20 protein-coding genes are annotated in these 22,254 nt (G+C 71.7%); 11 read left to right on the top strand and 9 right to left on the bottom strand.

The window, feature by feature from the left end; genetic code table 11:
• Window positions 1–1,155, top strand: a complete 1,155-nt coding sequence (locus MICAU_RS30555) for a hypothetical protein (RefSeq protein ID WP_013289218.1) — start codon at window positions 1–3, stop codon at window positions 1,153–1,155.
• Window positions 1,156–1,409: 254 nt separating this feature from the next.
• Here the strand turns inward: MICAU_RS30555 and MICAU_RS30550 are convergent, their stop codons facing one another.
• Window positions 1,410–2,885, bottom strand: a complete 1,476-nt coding sequence (locus MICAU_RS30550; RefSeq protein ID WP_013289217.1) for a tyrosine-type recombinase/integrase — start codon at window positions 2,883–2,885, stop codon at window positions 1,410–1,412.
• Window positions 2,882–3,244 carry a hypothetical protein gene (locus tag MICAU_RS30545; protein ID WP_013289216.1) on the bottom strand — a complete coding sequence of 121 codons (363 nt, stop codon included), beginning with the start codon at window positions 3,242–3,244 and terminating at the stop codon, window positions 2,882–2,884. The genes MICAU_RS30550 and MICAU_RS30545 overlap by 4 nt, the downstream gene beginning before the upstream one ends.
• A gap of 157 nt (window positions 3,245–3,401) precedes the next feature.
• Between MICAU_RS30545 and MICAU_RS30540 the strand changes: the two genes are divergently transcribed.
• A complete protein-coding gene (locus MICAU_RS30540) occupies window positions 3,402–4,727 on the top strand; it encodes an NYN domain-containing protein (RefSeq protein WP_013289215.1) in 1,326 nt (441 codons plus the stop codon).
• A 26-nt stretch (window positions 4,728–4,753) separates the two neighbouring features.
• Here the strand turns inward: MICAU_RS30540 and MICAU_RS30535 are convergent, their stop codons facing one another.
• The 7 genes from MICAU_RS30535 to MICAU_RS30505 all read right to left on the bottom strand — a co-directional run bounded on the left by MICAU_RS30535 (window position 4,754) and on the right by MICAU_RS30505 (window position 10,366).
• A complete protein-coding gene (locus tag MICAU_RS30535; protein WP_013289214.1) occupies window positions 4,754–5,626 on the bottom strand; it encodes a hypothetical protein in 873 nt (290 codons plus the stop codon).
• Complete coding sequence (locus tag MICAU_RS30530; RefSeq protein WP_013289213.1) at window positions 5,604–6,155, bottom strand: DNA cytosine methyltransferase; 552 nt, start codon at window positions 6,153–6,155, stop codon at window positions 5,604–5,606. Before MICAU_RS30530 ends, MICAU_RS30535 begins: the two co-directional genes overlap by 23 nt.
• Window positions 6,152–7,018 (bottom strand): adenine nucleotide alpha hydrolase family protein, encoded by an 867-nt coding sequence (locus MICAU_RS30525; RefSeq protein ID WP_013289212.1) that lies wholly within the window; start codon window positions 7,016–7,018, stop codon window positions 6,152–6,154. The genes MICAU_RS30530 and MICAU_RS30525 overlap by 4 nt, the downstream gene beginning before the upstream one ends.
• The gene (locus MICAU_RS30520; RefSeq protein WP_041799148.1) at window positions 7,015–8,028 is read right to left on the bottom strand and encodes a TRM11 family SAM-dependent methyltransferase; all 1,014 of its coding nucleotides are present in this window, start codon (window positions 8,026–8,028) and stop codon (window positions 7,015–7,017) included. Before MICAU_RS30520 ends, MICAU_RS30525 begins: the two co-directional genes overlap by 4 nt.
• Window positions 8,012–8,938 (bottom strand): hypothetical protein, encoded by a 927-nt coding sequence (locus tag MICAU_RS30515; RefSeq protein ID WP_013289210.1) that lies wholly within the window; start codon window positions 8,936–8,938, stop codon window positions 8,012–8,014. Before MICAU_RS30515 ends, MICAU_RS30520 begins: the two co-directional genes overlap by 17 nt.
• A 223-nt stretch (window positions 8,939–9,161) precedes the next feature.
• Entirely contained in the window at window positions 9,162–10,061 is a 900-nt protein-coding gene (locus MICAU_RS30510; protein WP_158614776.1) for an IS3 family transposase, read from the bottom strand.
• A gap of 11 nt (window positions 10,062–10,072) precedes the next feature.
• A complete protein-coding gene (locus MICAU_RS30505) occupies window positions 10,073–10,366 on the bottom strand; it encodes a transposase (RefSeq protein WP_013289208.1) in 294 nt (97 codons plus the stop codon).
• 693 nt (window positions 10,367–11,059) lie between these two features.
• Here MICAU_RS30505 and MICAU_RS30500 point away from each other — a divergent pair.
• From MICAU_RS30500 to MICAU_RS30460, 9 genes are all read left to right on the top strand, one after another.
• A complete protein-coding gene (locus MICAU_RS30500) occupies window positions 11,060–11,938 on the top strand; it encodes a hypothetical protein (RefSeq protein WP_013289207.1) in 879 nt (292 codons plus the stop codon).
• 744 nt (window positions 11,939–12,682) lie between these two features.
• Window positions 12,683–13,063 (top strand): pilin, encoded by a 381-nt coding sequence (locus tag MICAU_RS30495; protein WP_013289206.1) that lies wholly within the window; start codon window positions 12,683–12,685, stop codon window positions 13,061–13,063.
• Window positions 13,064–13,068: 5 nt separating this feature from the next.
• Window positions 13,069–13,983, top strand: a complete 915-nt coding sequence (locus tag MICAU_RS30490; protein ID WP_013289205.1) for a conjugal transfer protein TrbL family protein — start codon at window positions 13,069–13,071, stop codon at window positions 13,981–13,983.
• Window positions 13,984–14,018: 35 nt separating this feature from the next.
• Window positions 14,019–14,948, top strand: a complete 930-nt coding sequence (locus MICAU_RS30485; RefSeq protein ID WP_082171425.1) for a PrgI family protein — start codon at window positions 14,019–14,021, stop codon at window positions 14,946–14,948.
• A complete protein-coding gene (locus MICAU_RS30480) occupies window positions 14,945–16,732 on the top strand; it encodes a VirB4 family type IV secretion system protein (RefSeq protein ID WP_013289203.1) in 1,788 nt (595 codons plus the stop codon). Before MICAU_RS30485 ends, MICAU_RS30480 begins: the two co-directional genes overlap by 4 nt.
• 26 nt (window positions 16,733–16,758) lie before the next feature.
• Window positions 16,759–19,245 carry a type IV secretory system conjugative DNA transfer family protein gene (locus MICAU_RS30475; protein ID WP_425311437.1) on the top strand — a complete coding sequence of 829 codons (2,487 nt, stop codon included), beginning with the start codon at window positions 16,759–16,761 and terminating at the stop codon, window positions 19,243–19,245.
• Between the two features lie 209 nt (window positions 19,246–19,454).
• Window positions 19,455–20,330, top strand: a complete 876-nt coding sequence (locus MICAU_RS30470) for a replication-relaxation family protein (protein WP_013289201.1) — start codon at window positions 19,455–19,457, stop codon at window positions 20,328–20,330.
• Between the two features lie 472 nt (window positions 20,331–20,802).
• On the top strand, window positions 20,803–21,519 hold the full coding sequence (locus tag MICAU_RS30465; RefSeq protein ID WP_013289200.1) for a hypothetical protein: 717 nt from the start codon (window positions 20,803–20,805) through the stop codon (window positions 21,517–21,519).
• Window positions 21,520–21,548: 29 nt separating this feature from the next.
• Window positions 21,549–21,989 carry a hypothetical protein gene (locus MICAU_RS30460; protein WP_013289199.1) on the top strand — a complete coding sequence of 147 codons (441 nt, stop codon included), beginning with the start codon at window positions 21,549–21,551 and terminating at the stop codon, window positions 21,987–21,989.
• Window positions 21,990–22,254: the final 265 nt, after the last annotated feature.

Raw genomic sequence — 22,254 nt, 5'->3', positions numbered from 1 at the left:
ATGTACCACGCCAGCGTCGCCGCCGCCCTGCGCTACTTCCCGCTCCTCGGTCGCCCGCGCCCCGACTGTCCGGCCTTGCCGCTGCGCATCAAGGAAATCGCCGACGCGGCCGACACCGCAGTCCAGAAGCGCGAGCACGGGATGCCCGACGCGGCACACGCCCTCAACAAGGCGGCCCTCATCGCCAGCGACGCCGGCATGCCTGACCTAGCCAGGAAGCTGTGCTGGCAACACATCAACGCCTACCGCCGCACGGCCCGGCCGCTCTCGATCCTCGAAGCCCGGTACATGCTCGAACCGGTCCTTAACCTTGCCCGCCTCCAGATCCGCGCTGACCACGGTGTGCCAGCACTGCGCCTCCTCGAAGCCATGTACGACGCCGTCACCCACCGCACCGCTCTCATCCTGGATAAACACGCCCTGCCCACCGCCACCCTCGACGGCGACGCTGGAGAACGCCGCAAGCTGCGCGAGTGGGTCTGGCTGCAACTGCTCGGCGAAGGCATCCGCATCCTCGCCCTGAGCAACCGTTGGGCCGGCGCTGCCGAGCACGCTCGCAAGCACAACGGCATCGGCGGCCACCTGATGGAAGGACGACAAGCAGCCGTCATCGCCGCCTGCATCCAGGGCAAACCCGATCAAGGACGCAAAATCCTCGGCAGCAGCACACTCACCCAGCTATGGGAGCACCAGGTCGCCACCTGCCTCAACGTGATCTGTATAGGACCGGCAGACGCAAACGCCACTCACCACCTCACGGTCGCCACCGAACAACTCGCGGCGCCTATATCTGCGCCCAACTACGCGTCCTACCGCACACGACTCGGACTCGCCACCGCGATCCTCGCCACGCCTACTCGGCCCAAACTCGCGGCAGAAATCCTCTACCAGACCGCCCAGCAGGCCATCGACATTGCCGACGGCTACGCCGCTCGGGACGTTCTCAGCTTCTGCGGACCCATAGGTGGCACCACGCCCGACCAGTGTGCCGATCTGCGTCGCATCACCGTCGGCGCGGGCCTTGCCCCAGGAGGGCTGCCGGAAACGGCCGTGCAGGAAATCTCCAGATCAGCAGCGCTGGCCGAGGCAGTTGTGGCAAAGGCGCTTCATCGAGCGGACAGCGGTCGCGCCTCACCGGAAAACCATCAGCGATAGCGCCAGGAGCCTGAAGCCTCGTGGCGGGGTTTCCAATGAGGTCGCCGGCGCGGGCGACGACCTGCCACCGGGTGTGGCGTACCAGCCATACGTCGCGGCGGGCGAGCCGTCCACAGCTGCTGTGCCACCAACTCCGCACCACCTTCACAGCCGCGTCGAATGTATGTTCGATTAGGCGTGGGGCGGGTAGGTTGACGGATCGCGGCTTCATCGACTGCCCTGCGGCAAGAGCCGCCTGTCGCCCCGCACCAGGGCTAGGCGGCGGTGTCGTCGCGGGGGATGAGGTCGGCGACGGCGTCGGCGCTTCCGCGTTCGAGTTCGAGGATGACGCTGGTGTAGGTGTCGGAGGTCAAGCCGATGGTGGAGTGGCCGAGGGTTTCCTGGACCTCCTTCATGTCGGCGCCGCCGTGGCGTAGGTAGGTGGCGGCGCAGTGGCGTAGGTCGTGCAGCCGCACGGGCGGCAGCTTCGCCTTGGCAACCAGGTGGTCAAACCGGTCGCTGATGGTCTGTGGGTGCCACGGCTTGCCGTCGGGGCGGACGAAGAACAGGCCGGTGTCTGGCCAGTCGTCACCGCTGACACTCTTCCACCGGCGGCGCATGTCGAGGTAGGTCCGCAGGACGGCGATGGTTTTCGGGCCGAGGGGCACCATGCGGTCACCGGCGTCGCTCTTGACGGGTCGCGTGATGGGTGTGTAGCCGACGGTGGTGATCTGTTCGACGACGGTGAGGTAGCCGGCGTCGAGGTCGACGTCGTGGTCGCGCAGGCCGCACGCCTCCCCGCGGCGCAGACCGCGGTGCAGGATGAGCAGGAACATCGCGTAGAGGACGATGTCGTGTCGTTCGGTGTAGTCGAGGAACCGCCCGGCCTGTGCGGGCATCCACACCATCACCGGGCTCGGCCGTTTGCCCGTGGCATGCCAGTGCTCGACCGCCTTGACAGTCCACACCCGCGCCTTGGGTCGCTTGGCCGTGGGTAGTTCGACGCCGAGGGCGGGGTTGGTGGGGATCAGCTTGGCCCGGACGACGGCATCGTTGAGGGCTTTGCGCAGGGTGGCGTAGAGCCGCTGGATGCTGGAGGCTTCCATCGGCCGGACGCCTTTGACGCGCGCGCGTACGTCGGGGTCGGTGCTGGCGCGGGCGGCGCGGATGGCGTCCTGCTGGCGACCGATCGCGGTGAACATGGCCTCGATGTGGGCGGTGCGCAAGCTCTGGATGGGGATCTTGCCGAGGTGGGGGACCAGGTACAGGCGGATGTGGTCGGAGTAGCCGCGCACGGTCTTTTCCGCCAACCCGCGTCGTCCTTCCAGCCAGGCGGTCAGGTATTCGCCGGTGGTGGTGGGAACGGAGGCGGGCACGCCGGCGCGGATGCGGGCGGCGACCGCGTCGCGGTCGGGCAGCGGCGTGCCGGGCCGGCAGGCGTGCAGCAGGTCCCCGACCTCGATGGCGAGGTCGGCCTCGCCGCCGGCGAGGTCGAGTAGCGCGCGGGCGTGGCGCAGTTCGGCGGTGGCGGTGTCGCGGCTGTCGAAGCCGGAGCGACGCAGTTGCCGGCGCGGCTGCGTGGGCCGGACGGGCAGTTCGAGTTGGTAGCCCCACGCGCCGTGGGTGGGGTGCCAGCCGCCGCCGGGGCGGCGTAGTTTCGGGCACTGGCTGCCGAGCCGTTTGCCGGTGTCGGGGTCGGTGCAGGTGCAGCGCTTGGTGAGGGCCCCTTCGGGGTTACGGGCGCGGGTCACGGTTCCTTCTTTCCGTCGCCGCCGGTGTGCGGCGGGTCGATGCTGCTGATTTCGTCGTGGTGATCGACGCTTCGCATCCCGCTCGGGGTCAAGTCGCCGGGCGACGGCGGCAGGCCCAGGGCGGTGAGGATGCCGGCGACGGGCACCTTGTAGCGGGCGCCGACCCGCAGGACCGGCGCTGGGAATTCGCCGGTGCGGGCGAGGTCGTAGGACAGGGCTCGTCCCAGGCCGAAGACACGACCGGCGGTGGGCAGGTCGGTGATCGCGCCGAGTGCGCGGATGCGCTCTTCGGTCCACACTCCGCCACCGCTGGCGGGGGTGCTGGGCGCTTCTGGGGGACCGATGTCGTGGCTGGTCACGGTGATTACTCCGAATCGTCGAAAGGGGAGAGGGAAGTGGAGTCAGGTCGGACAGGTGTGGGCCTCGCTTGTGGCGGACCATCACGCGCCACCACACGTACTGCCGCGGGGCAGTACGTGTGATGGCGTCCTTGCTCAGGGTTGGTAGGTTGCGCTCGTGAGTCACGTTCGGGCGGCGCTCTACCTCGACTTCGATAACGTGTTCAGCGGCCTCTACAAGTTGGATCCGGACGTGGCAGTTCACTTCGCCGAGGATCCGGCGGGATGGCTGCGCAGGCTGGCGACGACGGCCACGACGGATGGCGCGCGGCGCTGGCTGGTCCTGCGCTGCTACCTCAATCCCGCAGGCTGGGTGTACCGCCCAGACCCGGGCGGGGAGCAGACGCGGTTGTACTTCTCGAAGTTTCGGCCCTCGTTCGTTCGAGCCGGCTTCGACGTGATCGACTGCCCTCGCTACAGCAGCACAAAGAACGCGGCCGACATCAGGATCGTCGTCGACGCCGTCGACGCGCTGTCCGCCGACACCCGGTACGACGAGTTCGTGATCGCCTCTGGCGACTCCGACATGACCCCTCTGCTGCAACGCCTGCGCCGCTCCGACCGGCGAACGATGATCGTGTCACCGGCCGACGCGGCTGAGGCCTTCACCGCGATCGCCGACCAGGTTCTCGACAGCCAGCAACTGCTGGCACTGGTGCAGGGCGAGTCGGTCGACCTCGACGACGAGCCCGACAGTGAGGTGGAGGAGGGGTTCGACGAACATGTGGCCGCTGTCGACGGTGACATTCCTGCCTCTGGTCAGAGCGAGGCCTACGAGGCCTTCCGGTCAATCGTGACCCAGGAGTACACCGCAGCGACCGAGCCGTTGAACATGGCTTCGCTCGCTTCCCGGCTGCGGACGCAGCTCGGTCCGTCGGTCAGCGACAGCAACTGGTTCGGCTTTGGCAGCTTCGCCCGAGCCGTGGCGAGCCTGACGTTGCCGGACCTGCGGATGTCGCAGCACCTGCTCTGGGACACCAGCCGCCATCCGGCTCCGAAGGCCGTCACCGCGACGCCACCACGCGTCGCCCTGCCGGATCCCGTCGAGCGCCTGGGCGACCAGCTCGATCTGCCGCGGATGCCGCAACCCTGGTGGCCGGCGATCTACCGGACACTCGCGGAGTACGCCCAGTCTCAGCGGTTCAACTGGACCCAGTGCACCAGCTGGGCTCGTGACCACCTTCGTGAGCAGGGGCTGCCGGTCAGCCGCAACGCCGTCGGGTTCGTCGTGCGGGGCACGTCGTTCGGCGGTTGCCCGTTGCACCGCCAACCTCCACCGACAGCCGACGAGATCGCAGTAGCGTTCGTCGGCAACGTTCTCAGCCGCGCCGACGCAGCGGAGATCACGTTCTCCGACGATGAGGTCGCGACGGTCCACGCCTGGCTGGGCGCACCATCTGCCAACAGCACCGAGCAGGTAGGCCGGACGGAGAATCCGTCGTAGTGCGTTCCACCTGCGGCGACCGCTGGTCACGCGCGCACCTCCCACCGACGGGGGCACAGCAATAGCCGCAACGCTGCGGCAGCCTGTTGGGGGACGACGCCGTTGCCGAGAACCCGTAGTGCGGCGGTGCGCGGCAGCCCGAGAGTTGGGTCGGTGACCCAGTGCTCGTCGAGGCCCATGAGCCATTCCACGAACGGCGGCGCCAGGACCGGTTTGCCGTGCCGCCCCGGTTGGGTCGGCTCCGGCACGGGCCGTCCGAGCTGCAGCTCCCACCGGGCCACCGCCGCGGCGTACACCCCCCACCGGTCGGCGTCGGGCTGGCCCAGCCCGGCCACGGTGGTGCGCAGGTCCGCGCCACCGTCACCGTGCTTACCCGGCCCGTGTGCGTCGGAGGCGCGCGGAGTAGGCAGCGTCCGGACCGGAACTTGCACGGCTGCCGACGGCAGGGTGAGGTCGCCGTGCGACCCGCGTTGCCCGGGGCAGCCCTTGGTGCCGTCGGTTGCCCTGGGGGTGGGCAGCAGTACCTGCGACAGCGGCGGTCGCCATCCGACGCCGGCCCGTCGGCCCGGGGTGCCGGTGTCGCTGGCTCTCGGCGTCGGCAGCAGCCGCGCCGCGTCGCTCGGCGCCCGGCCCGCGCGCCCGGTGGGCGTGGTGCGTCCGGCGGTGGCGATCGCCGAGGACCGGCTGTCGGCCACCGTCGGCGTCGGCAGCAACCGCGAGGCGATGCCGGCCAGGGACGGCCGGCGGGCCGCCCCCGCCGAGGGGGACATGTTCGACCCGTGGGCCACTGCGGTCGGCGTCGGCAGCAGGCTGTGACGGGTGCCGGTCGGCTCGACCAGGTCCGGCAGCCCGTACGGGTGGCCGGGGCCCTTGCCGTCACGGGCGCACGGTGTCGGCAACGTCCGAACCCCCTCCCACTGGCTCGGCGGGAGTGGCCAGCAGGAACAGCCGGTCCCTGCGGTGAGCGGCACCGACGTCGGATGCGCGTAGGCATAGCCAGCTCGTGTCGTACCCGATCGCGGCCAGATCGGCGTGGACGACGTCGAGTCCTCGCCGCAGGAGGGCAGCGACGTTCTCCACGAAGAGCAGCCGCGGTCGAAGGACGCGAACGGCTGCGGCGACGTGGTTCCAGACGCTGGAGTGCTCGCCGGTGATACCGACGCGTTTTCCGGCGTTGCTGATGTCCTGGCAGGGAAATCCTGCGGTGACGATGTCGACGGGCGCGACCTGCGTCCAGTCGACGGTGCGGATGTCGCCGAGGTTGTCGACGTCGGGCCAGTGGTGGGCGAGGACGGTGGCGGCGTGCCGGTCAGTCTCGGCGTACCAGGCGAGCTGGCCGCCGAGCACCAGTTCGACGGCCATGTCGAGCCCGCCGTAGCCGGTGCAGACCGATCCGATCCGGGGGGCGGTGGTGTGGGCAATGCTCACGCCACCTCCCCGCGCCCGGCGTCCGCTGTCGCCGGCTCGTCGTGGGGGCAGGTCCACGGCCCACAGCCCGGCGCATCCCCTGGTCGGGGGCGTGGGCGCAGCTGCACCTCGTCGAGCGGCACCCGCTGGCGGTGCAGGAAGAACTGCCCGCGCAGCGGGTGCCCGTCGGCGTTGGCCCGCGCGGAGCCGTTGCGGATGGCGCGGTCGAAGGCGACCGCGTCGGCCCACTCCTGCGGGCTGTGCTCGCGCATGGCGAGCCAGAAGCCGTCGTCGTGGAACGGGCAGCCCACGCACGACGACTTCGGGGTGTCGGCGAGACCGTGCTCGGCCAGGAAGCGCAGGCAGTCGGTGCGCCGCCAGCCCAGGTCGAGCAGCGGGTGCACGTTGCGCATGTAGGCGACGTCGGAGTCACGGGCCCGGCCGATCTCATCGAGGCTGATCCCGATCGCGACCTCCACCCAAACCCCGGCCGGCACTCGCGTCGGGTGCGGGTAGCCCAGCCGGCGCCGCACCTCCGCCTTGATCGGTTTGATCTTGTACTCGCCGGTGCACTGCCGGCGGGCCATGCCCCGCTCACCGTTGGGTCCCAGGGTGAACAGGGGCATGGAGGCGAACCTGTGGCCTGGGTCGAGCGCGTCAGCCCGGATGTCACCGGTGCTGACGCGCACGACCTCGATGCTGGCCTGCCGCGCGATGCCGGTCAGGCGGTCCAGATGCCGGTAGACTGCTGCCGACTCCCAGCCGGTGTCGGCGAAGATCGCCGCGTCGAACCCGGGGATCGCGCCGTGGGCGGCGAGCAGCAGGAGCGTGGAGCTCTGCACGCCGGCGCCCAGGGACAGGTAGCGGTGGGTGGGTGCGCTCACACGACCACCTCGGTTCCGTCCTGCGGCGGCGCCTGCTTGGCGAAGATCAGGACGTCCTCGTGCGCGATGAGGTGCATCGGCACCCCGGACGAGCGGGCCTTGCGGACCTGCTGGAGCTGGAAGAACGACGGGCGGGCGACGAGCTGCCCGTCACGGACCGCGGCTAGCAGGGCGACGCACCGCTCGATCGGCACGAGCCCGGCGCGCAGCCCGGCGGCGATGACGGCGCTGGGCAGGTCGACCAGCTCGCCGCGCTTGCGCCACGGCCTGGCGGTGACCACGACGACGCCGCCGGGTCGCAGCAGGGCGGCGCAGCCGGCCAGGATCTGGGCGAAGCCGTCGGCGAGGCCGGTCAGGTCGCGGTAGGCGAGGTTGCCCCGGTCCTCGCCGTCGTTGTACCGGTCGTCGTACTTGACGACCCCGTGCTCGCCGGGGCGGACGAGGCCGTGGACGGTCGGCCCATACGGCGGCGAGGTGACCACGAGCGCCACCTGCCCGGTGAGAGCTTTCGGAACGAGGGACATCAGCCGGGTCGCGTCGCCGCGGATGACCGATGCGCGTCCGCTGGCGCCCTGGTCGTGGGCGTGGCGGATGTTGGCGTCGGCGATGTTCGACCATTGCGGCTCGTACTCGATGCCGAAGGCGTCGCGTCCGGCGTGGACGGCCTCGACCAGGGTGGTGCCGATGCCGCACATCGGGTCTAGGACCAGGTCGCCGGGCTGGGTGTAGGCGGCGATGGCGTGGGCGGCGATGGCGGGCAGCATCCGGGCGGGATGCTTGACCGATTCCGGCACGTAGCGTCCGCGTCGCTGGACGGGGCCGGTCGACTGGGCGGTGGCCCAGACGGACAGACCCTCGGGGTCGGCGCGGTGGCGGCCGTCGTACCCGCGGTGGCGGCCTTCGTAGTCGCGGTGCCGGCCCGGGTAGTCCTCGCTGGCCGCGGGGCTGCGGGTGTCCGGCTCGTTCGGGTCGGATGGTCCGGTGGTGGTGTGCTCAGGCACGGCGCTCACCGCCGTCGCGGCGCCGCCGCGACTCGGCTGCGGGAGCCGGGTGTGGGGTGAAGACCATCAGGTCGGCGTGCACCCGCAGGTGGGCGACCGACCACTGCTCGGGGTCGGCGTGAGCCAGGGTGAGCAGTTCCTCGTCGGCGACGTGGTAGACGAACTGGTCGCCCTCGGTGTCGGCCTCCACGGCGACGATGTGCTGCAGGTAGCCCAGTCCGGCCCGGGAGGCGGCGGCCACGAGCGGCCCGAAGTCCTCCGGCGTGGGCTGCGTGCCGGCGGGCACGCCGACGACGAGGACGAGGCAGCCGCCGGGGCGCAGTAGCCGCGCGCCTGCGGCCAGCAGCCAGGCGAGGCGGACCCGGGCGGTCGTGTCGGCCTCGTGCAGCGGCCAGGTGGCGACCACCAGGCTGGGGGCCGCGTCCAGCGGACCGTCGTCGGGCGGCCGGACGACCGCGGCGTCGGCGCCGGGCAGGTCGGGGTCGGTGAGGTCGTCGCCGAACCAGTCGACCAGCTCGGGCGGCTCCTGCGCGTCGCCGCCATCCGGCTCGCCGGGCGCGGTGAGTGGGCCGGTCTCGGTCGTGGCCGCCGGCAGGCCGGTGGTGGCGGGTCCGATGACCAGGGTGGAGCTGTCGGTGAACCAGGCGCGGTGGTGCTGGCGCCCGCCTCGGGCGCAGACCGGGGACAGGGCGTGATCGGTGGTGAAGTCGACGACCGCCTCCCCCGGCCGGCTGTACGCGGCGACGAGGCGGTAGGCCAGACGGGTGGGTAGGCTGGTGTGGGTTTCGGCGTCGGTACGGGCCGTGCGCCAGACCGTGATCGGCACCGGCGGATCGCCGGCGACCAGGTCGATCAGTGTGGAGTCGGCCGGCTCGGTGTGGCCGGCCGGGTGGTGCGGGTGCGGCGTGTGCTCGCTCATGTGCTGTCGGCTCCGCGCCGCGCCGTGAAGCGCTGACACCCCCAAACCGGGTTTTGTGAGCCCCTGCGAACACTTGCCGAACCCACAAGCACTCACAACGCTCGACCCGCCATCAGCTTGTGCTGATTTCCGTCACGTTGTCGGTCGCTCGCGACGTGACGAGCCGTCGGCAGCCGCCCTACCGCGACGGGGCCCGGCTTCACGCCGGCCACTGAAGTGACCCCTATCGGCCGGACACCTCGATGTCTGTCAGGGACTCTTGGTGGAGCTTCTCGTAGGTGTCGGGGCTGACGTTACCCAGACGGCTGTGCCGACGGCGAGGGTTGTAGAAGCCCTCGATGTAGGAGAACACCTCCATCTCCAGTTCATGCCGCGATGGCCAGGCCCGGGTGTAGACCAACTCGGTCTTGAGGGTGGCGAAGAACGACTCGGCCATGGCGTTGTCGTAGCAGTCGGCGACCGAACCCATTGAGGCCAGGACGCCGCAGGAGCGCAGGGTGCGGCCGAACTCGAACGAGGTGTACTGGGTTCCGCGGTCGGAGTGGTGAACCAGCTGCTCGCGGGCGGGTCGGCGGTGCTGGATGGCCATGCCGACGGCGTCGAGGATCAGCTCGGTGCGCAGGTGATCGGCCATTGCCCACCCGACGACGCGGCGGGAGTAGGCGTCGACCACGACCGCGAGGTAGAGGAAGCCTTCCCAGGTGCGTAGGTAAGAGATGTCGGCGACCCAGAGCCGGTTCGGTGCGGTCGTGCTGAACTGCCGCTGGACCAGGTCCGGGGCGGTCGCGGTCGAGGCGGCTTTGCGGCGGGGCTTGCCGCGTCGGCGCCGGTGGGCGCCCTCGATGCCGGCCAGGCGCATCAGCCTCGCTACCGCTTTGCGGTTCCAGCGGTGGCCGCGCTCGTGCAGCTCTGCGGTCAGCCGGCGGGCGCCGTAGACGCCGCGGTGCTCCGACCAGGCCTGCCGGGTCAGCTCGACCCGGGCGTGGTCGTGGCGTTCTCTGTCGGTGGCGCGTTGCCGGCCGGCGCGTAACCACTGGTAGAAGGCGCTGTGGCCGACGCCGAGGAGCCGGCAGAGCAGACGGACCGGGTAGGTGGTCTTCTCCGCGTCGATGAACCGGTACACGTCGGCACGGTTCACCGCTCCGTCTCGCGTGCGAAGAAGACCGCGGCTTTTTTCAGGATCTCCTTCTCCAGTTCCAGCTGGGCGACCTGGCGCCGCAACCGGATCAGCTCGGCCCGCTCGTCAGCGGCCAGGTCGCTGGGCCGGCCGCCGTCGCGCTCCTGCCGCAGCCGGTCGACCCAGTTGCGCAGCGTCTCGTGGTTGACGCCCAACTCCCGACCGACGTCACGGATCGGGCGACCGGAGTCGAGCACCAATGCCGCGGCCTGGCGCCGGAACTCCTCGGGGTACTTGCTCTGTCGAGCCACAGCGTTTCCTCCTCCTCGGCAGAATGCCAAGTCAGGAGGTGTCCGGCTTCAGGGGGTCACTTCACCACCTTCTGTCAGTGACGCTGTGTCACTGACAGAAGTGATGACGGGTGCGGACGCCGGTGCGGAGAACGCTTCGGACGTCGACGTGGACAAGCGCTGTGACCAGCACTGTGAGACGCGTCGGGCGCCGCGTGCCGGCGGCGATGTCATCGACGCGGCATCGCCTGTCACAGGGTGCGGGATGTCTAGCGGTGACAGCGCGCCTGCGACTGTCACGGGCACTGCCGAGCCCGCGCGGGTCGTCGGCGGCAGGGTCGTGACAGTGGCGCTGTGAGGCGACCGGATTGTCACAAGGGACCTTGCGCGTTGCCGGTGAGGTCGTGGACGCCGTGTCACGCGGTCGCGGCGCGCGGCTGTGCCACCGCCTGCGAACCGCGCGGTAACAGGCTCTGTCAGGGGTGTCACAGGGCAGGTCAACCGGCCTTTGTCAGACTCCCGGCCAACGATCAGCGGCGATGGAACGTCGTGCGTAGGGGCCACTGACAGCAGGCCGGGACGACGGCGGTGATCGGCGCTCTGAACAGCTCTGTCAGTTCCTTGTGAGCCGTCTGTGGCGCAATCGAAGCCGCCGGTCGCCGTGACATCGCCGGCGACGGCATCCCATCCCTTCGGTGTCACAGGAGTGTTGACATGAGCGTGTCCGACGCTACGAACTGGCCGACTTCCGCCCTCGACGCGGCGGAGACCGCCTTCGCCGCGCTGACCTGCGAGCCCGCGCCGCTGGTCCTTGACTGCACGGCGTTCTTCTTCGACACGAAGCTCCCGCAGCCGGTGATGGCGCTGCCGGCGCTGCGGGACTGGCTGCTGCGCCACCCCCGCGCCTACACGGCGCGTGACGAGGTGTGGCGGGAGCTGATCCGCCGCGCGCGGCTCGACGGGCCGCACTGGGTCGTCGCCGCGGTCGGCATGGCGATGCCGGCGCTGCAGCAGTACGCGGGCCAGCTGTGCGAGGGCTACGACGGCGACCCGGCGGATATCGACGCCGAGATCCTGACCGGGTTCCTGGCCGCGATACGCGACCGGGCGGACCTGACCAAACCCGCGCCGTACGCGAGCCTGTGCAAGGCGGCGTGGCGAGCCGGGCGGGACCTGCGGCTGCAGCAGCAGGAGTACATGCCGGTGGAGGACATCGAGCACATCGCCCCCGGCCCGCGCACCCCCCGGGTGCCGTACGGGCATCCGGACCTGCTGGTCCGCCGCGCGGTGACTCTCGGGGTCCTTGACCCCGAGGACGAGCAGGCCTACATCGACGTGCGGCTCGGGCGCCGGGCGATCGAGCCCATCGCCGCGAGCAACGGCCTCAGCGTCGACGCCCTGCGCATGCGGCTGTCGCGCATCGACAGCCGCCTCGCCGAGGCCCTCGCCGACGGGCTGCTGACCGGGGTCGCGTCGCCGGAAACCACGGCGCGGCTGCGGCAGCGGGCGGAGCAGCGCAGTCGGCGCCGAGCCGGTCGTGCCGCCGCTGCCCGCCGCGAAGCCGCCCGGCAGCACGCCGCAGCAGCCGCCTGACCCCGCTGGCCGAGAACGGCCGTGGCCCGACGTGCAACGTCGCGCCACGGCCGTTCTCGTGTGCCCGGTGCCGCTCGCGGCGCAGCTGCTCCACAGGCAGCGCCTGCGCTGGAGCAGATTGACGGGGGAAGGGATGGTGCCTATTTCTCAGTCACCTGCCCCGCAGTCACGGGTCGCGTCCTGCAGGCCGCCGCTCGGCCCGTCCGCTTCCGCGGTGAGGACCTGTCCGCCGTTGTCCGGAGCACTCGGCTCAGGGTGGACCGAGGCGGCCCTGTCAAGAGCTGTGAGCGTCGGCGGCGCTCACACCGCTCCCAGGCATCCGATTCCGATCCGGCTGTGAGTCCTCGCCCTCCGCCCACCTTGTCGCCGGTGAAACAAGCCTTGACCTGCGATGTGAGTCCGCACCAGAGCGGTGTGGGCGCGGGAAGTGTTCGCCAGGGCTCACAAATCCCGGTTTGGGGGTGCGGGACTTTTCGCGAGCCGTACCGCTCGCCGGTCCCGCCCGCCGCCGGGCGATGCGAGGAGCCGCGATCCACGCGCCTCGGGTGCCGCGCCACGTTGATGCGCTGACACCACATTGATGACCGCAACCCACCCATGAGGGAGGACGAGCTCCTCCCGGGGCTCACGCGGTTCGCGCGCTTCTCGCCTGCGCCCGGCGGCGGTCCCATCGGACCGCTTCGAGCAATCGCCGCCCCCGGTCACGCCTGTTCGTGGCCGGGGCGCGGCGGGAGGTGAACCGCAATGTCCCGCACTCCACACCGCACTCTCCGAATCCCGCGAGCCGTTCGTCTCGCACTGCGTGTGGCCGTACCGCTGGCCGGCGCTGGCCTGTCGCTCGCTGTCCCGGCCTCCGCGTACGCCGATCCGGGCGGCGCCGTCTACCTGGCGGCGAACTCGCTGCCGGTGGTGATCGCCAACCTGCAGAACTGGGTCATGGGCATCCTGGCCGCCATCGCCACCCTCTTCCTCGTCCTGGCCGGCGTGTACTGGGCCACCGCCGGTGGTGACCCGTCGCAGGTCGAGAAAGCCAAACTCGCCCTGCGCAACGCGCTGATCGGCTACGGCCTGGCCGTCCTCGCGCCGATCCTGCTGCAGGTCATCCAGGGCATCGTCGGGGGCTGACCGTCATGGGATGGGTCCTCGACCAGGCTCTTGACTGGCTCACCACGGCGATCCTGGCCTGCCTCAACGCGATCTTCGACCTCATCACCGGCATTCTGCTCACCACACCGAAGGTCACCGGGCTGCCGCAGGTGCAGGCGCTCACCGGCCGGTCGGTATGGATCGTGGACACCGTCTTCGTGTTGGCGTTCGTCGCCGCCGGCGTGCTCGTCATGGTCGCCGGCGGCGGCGAACAGTCCCGCTACACGGTCAAGGACCTCCTGCCGAGGCTGGTCGTCGGGTTCACCGCCGCGCACTTCTCCCAGTTGGCCTGCGACCAGCTCATCGATCTCGCCAACGCCCTGACCGCGGCGATCAGCGAGGGCGGCTACGACGGCGACGGCGCGTTCACCGCGATCCGCAGCCACCTCGCGGCGGCGCAGGAGCGCACCGTCCCGCTGCTGTTCCTGGTCCTGATCCTCATCATCACCGTCCTGGTCGTGACGGCCGCGTTCCAGCTGATCGGCCGGTTCGTGGCGCTGCTGGTGATGACGAGCATCGCGCCGCTGGCGCTGGCCTGCCACGCGCTGCCGCAGACCGACGGCCTCGCCCGGCTGTGGTGGCGCTCCTACGGCGGATGCCTGGCGATCCCCGTGGCGCAGGCGTTCTTCCTCACCGCGGGGCAGCAGACACTGCTCGACCCGGCGACCATGCTGCCGGTGTTCGGCCTGCCCGTCGACCCGGGCGGCACGCTGAACCTCCTGGTCGTGGTGGTGCTGCTCTGGACCACCGTCAAGATCCCCGGGCTGATGGCCCGCTGGGCGGGCCAGACCGGACGCGGCACGAGCACCATGCTCGGCGCGGTCGTCCGCGTCGTCGTGGTGCAGCAGATCGCCCGCACCATCCCGGGCCTGAACACCCTCCGGAGGACCATCAGATGACCCGACCCGAATCCGAAGCGCCGATGAGGGCACGCATGTCCGCCGACGTCGACGCCCCCGACAAGGTCGCCTACGGCCTGACGTTCCACCAGCTGGCGATCGTCGCCGCCGGCGCGCTCTGCTTCTACGCCGCGTGGCGCGCCCTGCACGACGTCGTGCCGGCGCCGGTCCTCATCGGTGCCGGTGTGGTGCTCGGCGGGCTGGTCACCGGCCTGGCTCTCGGCCGCCGCGACGGCCTGTCCATGGATGTGTGGCTGCTGCACGCCATCGGCCACACCCGCACCCCCCGATCGCTGTCCACCGCCACCTCCACCGACGGCGCACCGCCGGACTGGATCGAGACCCCCAAGAGCGGCCGCGTGCCGCTGCCGGCGCCGCTGCGGCTACCCGCCGACGCCATCGACGACGACGGCGAGGTCAGCCTCGGTAGCGCCCGGGCGGCGATCGTCGGCACCACCACCGTGAACCTCGCGCTGCGCACCCCCGTCGAGCAGACGGCGCTGATCGACAGCTGGGGTCGGTGGCTCAACAGCCTGTCGACCCCGACGCAGATCGTCGTGTCCGCGCAACCGGTCGACCTGGCCTCCCACAGCCGGGCCCTCGCCGCCGCCGCGCACGCCCAGCCGCACCCGCAACTGCGAGCGGCGTGCGCCGACCACGCCGAGTTCCTCGGCGACCTCGCCGCCCGCCGCGACCCGCTGCGCCGGCAGATCCTCATCGTCGCGCGCACCGCCGCAGGCGAGCACGGCCACCACGCCGCGCGGCGCCGCGCCGACGACACCGTCCGCGCCCTGTCCGGCCTCGGAGTGACCCCACGGGTGCTGGACGGCCCGGCGGTCACCGCCGCCCTGGCCTCCGCAGCCGACCCGTACCGGCCGCCGCGTCCCGGCGGCCTGGCCGCACCCGACGCCGTCATCACCGCCGCCGCACCCACCCGCACCCGCACCAGGAGGAAGAGCTCATGATCAGGAAGAGACGGTCCGGCGACGACGGCGCACCGCGGCCGGGCTCGCTGGCGTCGGCGGTCGCGCCAGCCACCGTCGAGGTCACGCCCCGGTGGCTGCGCGTGGGCGACGGCTACGCCGCCACCCTGGTGGTGACCGGCTACCCGGCCGAGGTGGGACCTGCGTGGCTGGAGCCGCTGCTGTCCTGGCCGGGCCGCCTCGACCTCGCGGTGCACATCGAGCCGCTGCCGGCGCCGATCGCCGCGTCCCGGCTGCGCAAGCAGCGCGCACGGCTGGAGTCGTCGCGGCGGGCCGACTCCGAACGCGGCAAGCTGGCCGACCCCTACGTCGACGCAGCAGCGCACGACGCCGGTGACCTGGCCGAGCGGCTGGCTCGAGGCGCGGCGAAGCTGTTCCGCGTCGGCCTGTACCTGACCGTGCACGCCCGCACCGAAGACGAACTGATGCAGGCGTGCGCGCAGGTCCGGGCCGCCGCCGCGTCGACCCTGTTGGAGGTGCAGCCCGCGACCTGGCGGCAGCTTCCCGGCTGGACCACCACCCTGCCCCTGGCGACGGACGGGCTGCGGATGCTGCGCACCATGGACACCCAGGCCCTCGCCGCCGCGTTCCCGTTGTCGAGCCCGGACCTGCCCGCGCCGCTGCCCGGCGACCCGCCGGCCACCGGCGGTGTCCTCTACGGCGTCAACCCCGCCAGCTCGGGAATCGTGTGGTGGGATCGCTGGGCGCAGGAGAACCACAACTCGGTCGTCCTCGCGAGGTCCGGGGCCGGGAAGTCGTACTTCGTGAAGCTGGAGGTCCTGCGCAACCTCTACCAGGGTGTGCAGGTCGCGGTGGTGGACCCCGAGGACGAGTACCTGCGCCTGGCCGACGCGGTCGGCGGCAGCATCGTCCGGTTGGGTCTGCCCGGCGTGAAGATCAACCCCCTGGACCTGCCGGCCGGCGACCGGCGTCCCGACACGCTGACCCGCCGCGGGCTGTTCCTGCACACGCTCATCAGCGTGCTGCTCGGCCACCAGCCGCCACCGGCGGAACGCGCCGCGCTGGACCGGGCGATCCTCGCCACTTATCGGGCCGCCGGCATCACCGCGGACCCGGCCACCCACCACCGGCCCGCGCCGCTGCTGCGCGACCTGGCCGAAACACTGCGCGCCGACGACGACCCGGCCGCCGCGACGCTGGCCGCCCGGCTCGCGCCGTGGGTGCAGGGCAGCTTCGCCGACCTGTTCGACGCACCGACCACCCAGGCCCCGGTCGGACACCTGGTCGTGTGGTCGCTGCGGCACCTGCCCGATGAACTGCGCACCGTCGGCACCCTGCTCGCCCTCGACGCGATCTGGCGCACGGTCGACGCCCCGCACCGCCCGTCACGGCGGAGGCTCGTGGTGGTCGACGAGGCGTGGCTGCTGATGCGCGACGGCGAGGGCGCCCGCTTCCTGTTCCGCATGTCGAAGGCGGCACGCAAGCGCAACGCCGGGCTGACCGTCATCACCCAGGACGCCGCCGACGTGCTGGGCACCGACCTCGGCCAGGCCGTGGTGTCCAACGCCGCCACGCAGGTGCTGCTGCGGCAGGCGCCGCAGGCCATCGACGCCGTCGGCGAGGCGTTCGGGCTCACCGACGGCGAGCGGCGGCTGCTGCTGGCGGCCCGCCGCGGCCACGGCTTGTTGATCTCCGGGGTGAGCAGGACCAGCTTCGAGTCGATCTCCTCCGATGCCGAGCACGCCCTGTGCACCACCGACCCGGCCGAGCTGGACGACCTCGACGAGGAGGAGGACGACCTGTGACACCACCGACCGAAGCCTTCAGAGCAGTGCTCCTGTCACCGGCGCCCGGCCCCACCATCGGCCCGGGCGCCGATCCTATCCCGCCCCCCACCGGACCCGCGTCGGCGCTGGTCGACGCCGCCGTGTGGGCCACACAGCGGCCGTGGCTGGCGGCTGTCGCCGCCGCTCTGCTGATCGCGTGGATCGCGGCCCGCAACCTGGTCGAGATGTGGCGGCACCGCCACCACGCCCGCGGCGCGCGGCTGGTGACGATCGCGCCGCCGCCGGAGGTCGATCCGCACAGCGCGCCAGCGTTGTGGGCGAACCTGGCCGGCGTGCTGACCCCGTCGCGGCGGCGGCGCCTGCTCCACGGCGCCCCGCACGTCGTGTGGCAGTACACGTGGACCGGCCGGCAACTGCTCATCTCGATCTGGGTGCCCGGCAGCGTTCCGCCCGGTGCGGTCGAGGCCGCGGTGCGGGCGGCGTGGCCCGGCGCGGCCACCACCACCGACGACAGCCCGCCACCGCCCATTCCCCTGGACGCGCGTCCCGCGGCGGGTGGGCACCTGCTGCCCGTGTACGCGGAGTGGCTGCCGCTGGCCACCGACCACGACACCGACCCGCTGCGCCCGCTGATGGCGGCCGGCGCGCAGCTCACACCCGGCGAGCACGCGTGCGTGCAGATCCTCGCCCGCCCGGCCACCCCCCGGCGGGCGGCGCGGGCCCGCCGCGCGGCCGGGCGGCTGCGGGCCGGCAAGAGCGCCGTGCCGGCGATCAACCCGGCTGCGCCGGTGCTGTGGCTGCTGGAGGCGTTCCTGGCCGGCAGCGGCGGCACCGGCCGCACCGCGGCGCCCGCCGCCCGTCGGGATCCCACCGTCGACCGCGACGTCCGGGCGATCCTGGATAAGACAGCGCACCCGCTGTGGCAGACCGGCATCCGGTACGCGGTCGCCAGCACCAGCCGGCGGCCCGGCGCCGACCCGCGGGGCCGGCTGCGGGGCATCGCGGACACGATCGCCTCGGCGTTCGCCATCCACACCGGCCGCAACCGGCTCACCCACCGCGCCCGCATGCCCGCCGCGGTGGCTGTGCTGGCCGCCCGCCGGCTCGGCCCCGGATTCCTGACCTCCGCCCCGGAACTCGCCGCGCTGGCCGCCCTGCCACAAGATCTCGCCGTGCCCGGCCTCGACCGCGCGCGGGCCGCGTCGATGCCGGCGCCGGTCGCCGTCCCCGGCGGCGGGCGTGGGGTGAAGATGCTCGGCGACGCCGAAATCGGCGGCCACAGCGTGGGGCTGTCGGTGCCGGACGCGAGGTATCACATGCATGTGATCGGCTCCACGGGCTCCGGCAAGACCACCCTGCTGGTCAACATGGCCCTCGACGACATCAAGGCCGGCCGCGGCACCGTCGTCATCGACCCGCACGGCGACCTCGTCCTGGACATCCTCGACCGGCTCCCCGCCACCGTCGCCGACCGCGTCGTGCTGTTCGACCCCGACCAGGACAACCCGCCGACGCTGAACCCCCTCGAAGGCGACGACCCCGACCTGGTGGTCGACAACCTGGTGTCGATCTTCGGGAACATCTTCGCCAAGGCGTGGGGACCGCGGATGGACGACGTCATGCGGGTGGCCTGTCTGACCCTGCTACGCCACAACAACGTCACCCTGCAACACATCCCTCCGCTACTCAACAGCCCCCAGTTCCGCTCCGCGATGACCGTGGACCTCGACGACCCGGCCGGGCTCAGCGGCTTCTGGCAGTGGTACGACAGCCTCAACGACAGCCTCCGCTCTCAGGTCATCGGACCGGTCCTCGCCCGGCTGCGAGCGTTCCTGCTGCGCGACTTCGTCAAACGCACCATGCGCTACCCCCGCTCGAGCTTCGACATGGGCCGCGTGCTCGACGGCGGGGTGCTGCTCGTCCGCATCCCCAAGGGCGTGCTCGGCGAGGACACCAGCCGGCTGCTTGGCTCCCTCGTCCTTGCGCAGGTGTGGCAGGCCGCCACCGCCCGCGCCGGCGTCGCTCCCGACCGGCGCCGCGACGCCAGCCTCATCATCGACGAGGCCCAGAACTTCCTGACCTTGGCCAACAGCCTGGACACGATGCTCGCCGAGGCCCGCAAGTACCGGCTGTCGCTCGTGCTCGCCCACCAGGACCTGGCCCAGTTTCCCCGCGACCTCCTGGCAGCGGCGTCGGCCAACGCCCGCAACAAGGTGTACTTCACCGTGGCGCCGGAGGACGCCAGGCAGCTCGCCCGGCACACCCTGCCGGAACTGGGCGAGCACGACCTGGCCCACCTCGACGCGTACACCGCCGCCGCGCGCCTCGTGGTCAACGGACGGCAGACGCCCGCGTTCACCATGAAGACCCGGCCTCCGAGGCCGGTAGTCGGCGAGGCGACCGCCATCCGCCAGGCCGCCGCCGCGGCGGTACCGAGCCAGGACACCAGCGCCGTCGACGACCTCGTCGAACGGCTCAGCCGCAAGCCCGACGACAAGCGGCGCTCCCGTCCGAAGGGCGACCGCAGCTGAGGAGTCTGTCAGGCGGTGGCGTCGCCCGGGTCGCGCACCGGCTCGCCAGCGGGATCGTCACCGGTGACCGTCGGACATCCGCAGCACAGTGTTGACCTGGGCTGTCAGTGCCGCACACGCCCCTGACAGGCCCTCCGCACCGACCTCCCCCTGCCCAGACACCCCTCCCGATCGGGAGGGGAGCCCCATCCTGCCTAGGAGCAAACGTCGTGTACTCCCGTGTTCCTCCTGCCTCCAGCAGCCCGGATCCGCTCGCGGTGTTCGGTCGCATCGTCCCCCGCGACCACGCCCTCCTCGGGCTGCTCGCCGAGCACTACCTGCTGTCCACCGACCAGATCACCAACGCCTTCTTCGACACCCGGCGCACCGCCCAACGGCGGCTGACGATCCTGCACCGCCTCGACGTGCTGCACCGCTTCGGCCGCAGCGGCGCCCACGGCCGGTACGGATCACTGCTCTACACCCTCGGACCCGTCGGACTGCAACTGCACCCGACGACCTACCACGACCCGAACGGGCTCGGCGGCAAGGCGCCCCGCAGCTCCCTGGAGCGGGCCAAGCGGATCGCCGCCAGCGGCCAGGTCAACCACCTGCTCGGCGTCAACCAGTTCTTCACCGACCTCATCGCCACCGCCCGCCACACGCCCGACGCCCTACTGTCGCGCTGGTGGTCCGAGCAGCACGCCACCACCGTCTACGCCCAGGCCGGCATCCGCCCCGACGGGCACGGCGTGTGGACCGTCGGCGGCACCTCGACCGGCTTCTTCCTCGAGCACGACAACGACACCGAGAACCTCGCCCGGGTCGTGGCCAAGCTGCGCGGATACGAACGCCTCACCACCTTCGGCCCCCGCTACCCCGTGCTGTTCTGGGTCCCCAGCCACCGCCGCGAGGCCAGCCTGCTCGGGGTGCTCGCAGGGCTGCGCACCGCCAGCCCGATCGCGACCGCCGTCCACGGCCCGGACCCGGCGGGTCGGGTCTGGACCCTCGTCTCAGACCCCACCCACCGGCGGTACCTGCACGAGCTGCCCTGCGACCACGGACCCGACACGGTCACCAACCCGCAGCGCTTCGACGACCTGTAGGGCTCACACCGCAGGCCAGCAGACAGGCCAGCCTGGGCACCTGCGCACAGGCCGGCCACCGTCCGCGTCTGTCAGGAAACGAGACCGTCTGTGAGAGCCGGAAAGTCTCACAGCGTTCGCACCGACGACATCGCCGAGCGGGCCGGAATGCCTCACAGTGCAGGCCAGCGGCCCTTTCCGGCGATCAACTCGTCGGATCGGCCTGACAGAACAGGCCGCTACCGTTCACGGCACCAACACCACCTCATATATCTCCACCCCGGTCCGGTCCCACCTCGGAACCACCGCCGCACCCACCCGGTGCGCCACGCCCACCCGCCCCACCCGGGGCCGGTCGGCGCCGCGCCGCGCGGCGACCCCAGGTCGCACCGCACCAACCCGCACCACACCTTCCCCGCAACCGACCCACGCACCCAGTGGGCCGGTCATCTCCGCGCGCCCTGACGCGCCCACCTCACAAGGAGGACACCTCATGGCCAAGAACGCGACCCGCAAGGTCACCGAGCCTGCTGTCACTTCGGCGGCGACGATCCGCACCATGATCGTCTGTGTGCCGAGCGACCTGCCCCGCGAGTCCCTGACCGCACACCAGCTCGACCGCAACTTCGGCGTGCAGGGCACGCTGTCGCCCCGCTTCTGGGCCAGCCCCGCGGTGCACTTGTGGCAGCGCAGCCAGATGTTCGGACTGCGTAAGGGCCGTCCTGCCTACTGCGCCGGCGGACCGGCGCGACTGCTCGACCTGACCGGCATGCGCCACGCCGCCGCCGTCGGGGCGGGCATCCGCCACCAACTGTTCAACCGCGCCGTGCACGGCACCCGCAACGCCAATCCGTGGCACGTCTACGAGGCCCGCCACCTGGCGAACCCGCAGGAGTACCCGCGGGACAAGGCCGTAGCGGACTTCACCAACCAGCCCCGGGTCAACGCGATCCGGATGCACAACGCCGCCACCTACGGCGCCGGGCAAATCGCCCTCAACGAACTGGAGATGTACCAGGCCGGCTGCATGGCCTACCAGCACCACAGCGCCCTGACCGCCCTAGCGGGCGACGCGCTGATCACCGCCGAAGGGGCGAAGCTGGCCCCGGCCAGCGACGCCATGGCCGACCGGGTGACCTACCTCGACCAGGCCAACCGCCTGCTCGCTGCCATCGACCCCGACCAGCGACTGCTCGCCGTCGCACTCTGACCCCGCCGGACAGGAAGGAAACACCCCTGATGGGCCGCGTCATGTTCCTGCTCGACGAGGTCGAGCACCTCGCCGACGCCTGCGTCCGCGCCCAGCGCCGCAGCGCGGCGAACGGCGAGGCACCCCACCCGGCGCCACCGGCGCTGCGCGTAATGCACGACGAGTTCCACCAGATCTATCTGACCGGCGCCAGCACCTACACGGGCGACAGTCACCGCCTGCGTCCCGTCACTTCCAGCCTCGCTGGCTGGCGGGAGACACCGGTGCTCGCCGGTGAGCTCACCGGCAGGCGCTACCGACGGCTGCACCCGGGCCGTCTCGGCGACATCCCGCTGTACGGGCCGCAGCACCACCTGCTGCACCTCATCCAGTCCGGCGTCGACGCCGGCTGGAGCACCTTCGTCGTCGACTACCTCGACGACACCGTCATCCCCGGCGTCGGCCGCGGGCGCTTCCACGCCCCGCGCTGACACACCTGCCGGAACCGGCCGGGCCAGCAGCCGCCATCGGTGTACCCGAAGGAGGCGCGCTGCTGCCCGGTCGGCTCCGCCAACCACTTCACGCCCCGCTCTCGGAGTGGGAGGGGACCGGCCCAGCATGAGACTCCGGTCTCCCGGTTCACGCTCATCCCCGACACCGTCCGGGAGTTCGCCGAGCCGCGGCGCAGCACGCCGACCCCGTCGACGACCGGGACGACCTACTGATCGCCCCCTGCCGTCGCGCCCGGCCAGGCAC

Source organism: Micromonospora aurantiaca ATCC 27029 (genome assembly GCF_000145235.1).
GTDB classification, from domain to species: Bacteria; Actinomycetota; Actinomycetes; order Mycobacteriales; family Micromonosporaceae; genus Micromonospora; species Micromonospora aurantiaca.
Note: the sequence above shows the minus strand (reverse complement) of the source record. Positions and strands in the feature narration are given on the sequence as shown.

Excerpts from the sequence above, each read along its gene's own strand:
- MICAU_RS30490 (WP_013289205.1), top strand. The coding sequence starts at position 13,069 with ATGGGATGGGTCCTCGACCAGGCTCTTGACTGGCTCACCACGGCGATC.
- MICAU_RS30480 (WP_013289203.1), top strand. The coding sequence starts at position 14,945 with ATGATCAGGAAGAGACGGTCCGGCGACGACGGCGCACCGCGGCCGGGC.
- MICAU_RS30485 (WP_082171425.1), top strand. The coding sequence starts at position 14,019 with ATGTCCGCCGACGTCGACGCCCCCGACAAGGTCGCCTACGGCCTGACG.
- MICAU_RS30500 (WP_013289207.1), top strand. The coding sequence starts at position 11,060 with ATGAGCGTGTCCGACGCTACGAACTGGCCGACTTCCGCCCTCGACGCG.
- MICAU_RS30555 (WP_013289218.1), top strand. The coding sequence starts at position 1 with ATGTACCACGCCAGCGTCGCCGCCGCCCTGCGCTACTTCCCGCTCCTC.
- MICAU_RS30495 (WP_013289206.1), top strand. The coding sequence starts at position 12,683 with ATGTCCCGCACTCCACACCGCACTCTCCGAATCCCGCGAGCCGTTCGT.
- MICAU_RS30460 (WP_013289199.1), top strand. The coding sequence starts at position 21,549 with ATGGGCCGCGTCATGTTCCTGCTCGACGAGGTCGAGCACCTCGCCGAC.
- MICAU_RS30465 (WP_013289200.1), top strand. The coding sequence starts at position 20,803 with ATGGCCAAGAACGCGACCCGCAAGGTCACCGAGCCTGCTGTCACTTCG.
- MICAU_RS30515 (WP_013289210.1), bottom strand. The coding sequence starts at position 8,938 with ATGAGCGAGCACACGCCGCACCCGCACCACCCGGCCGGCCACACCGAG.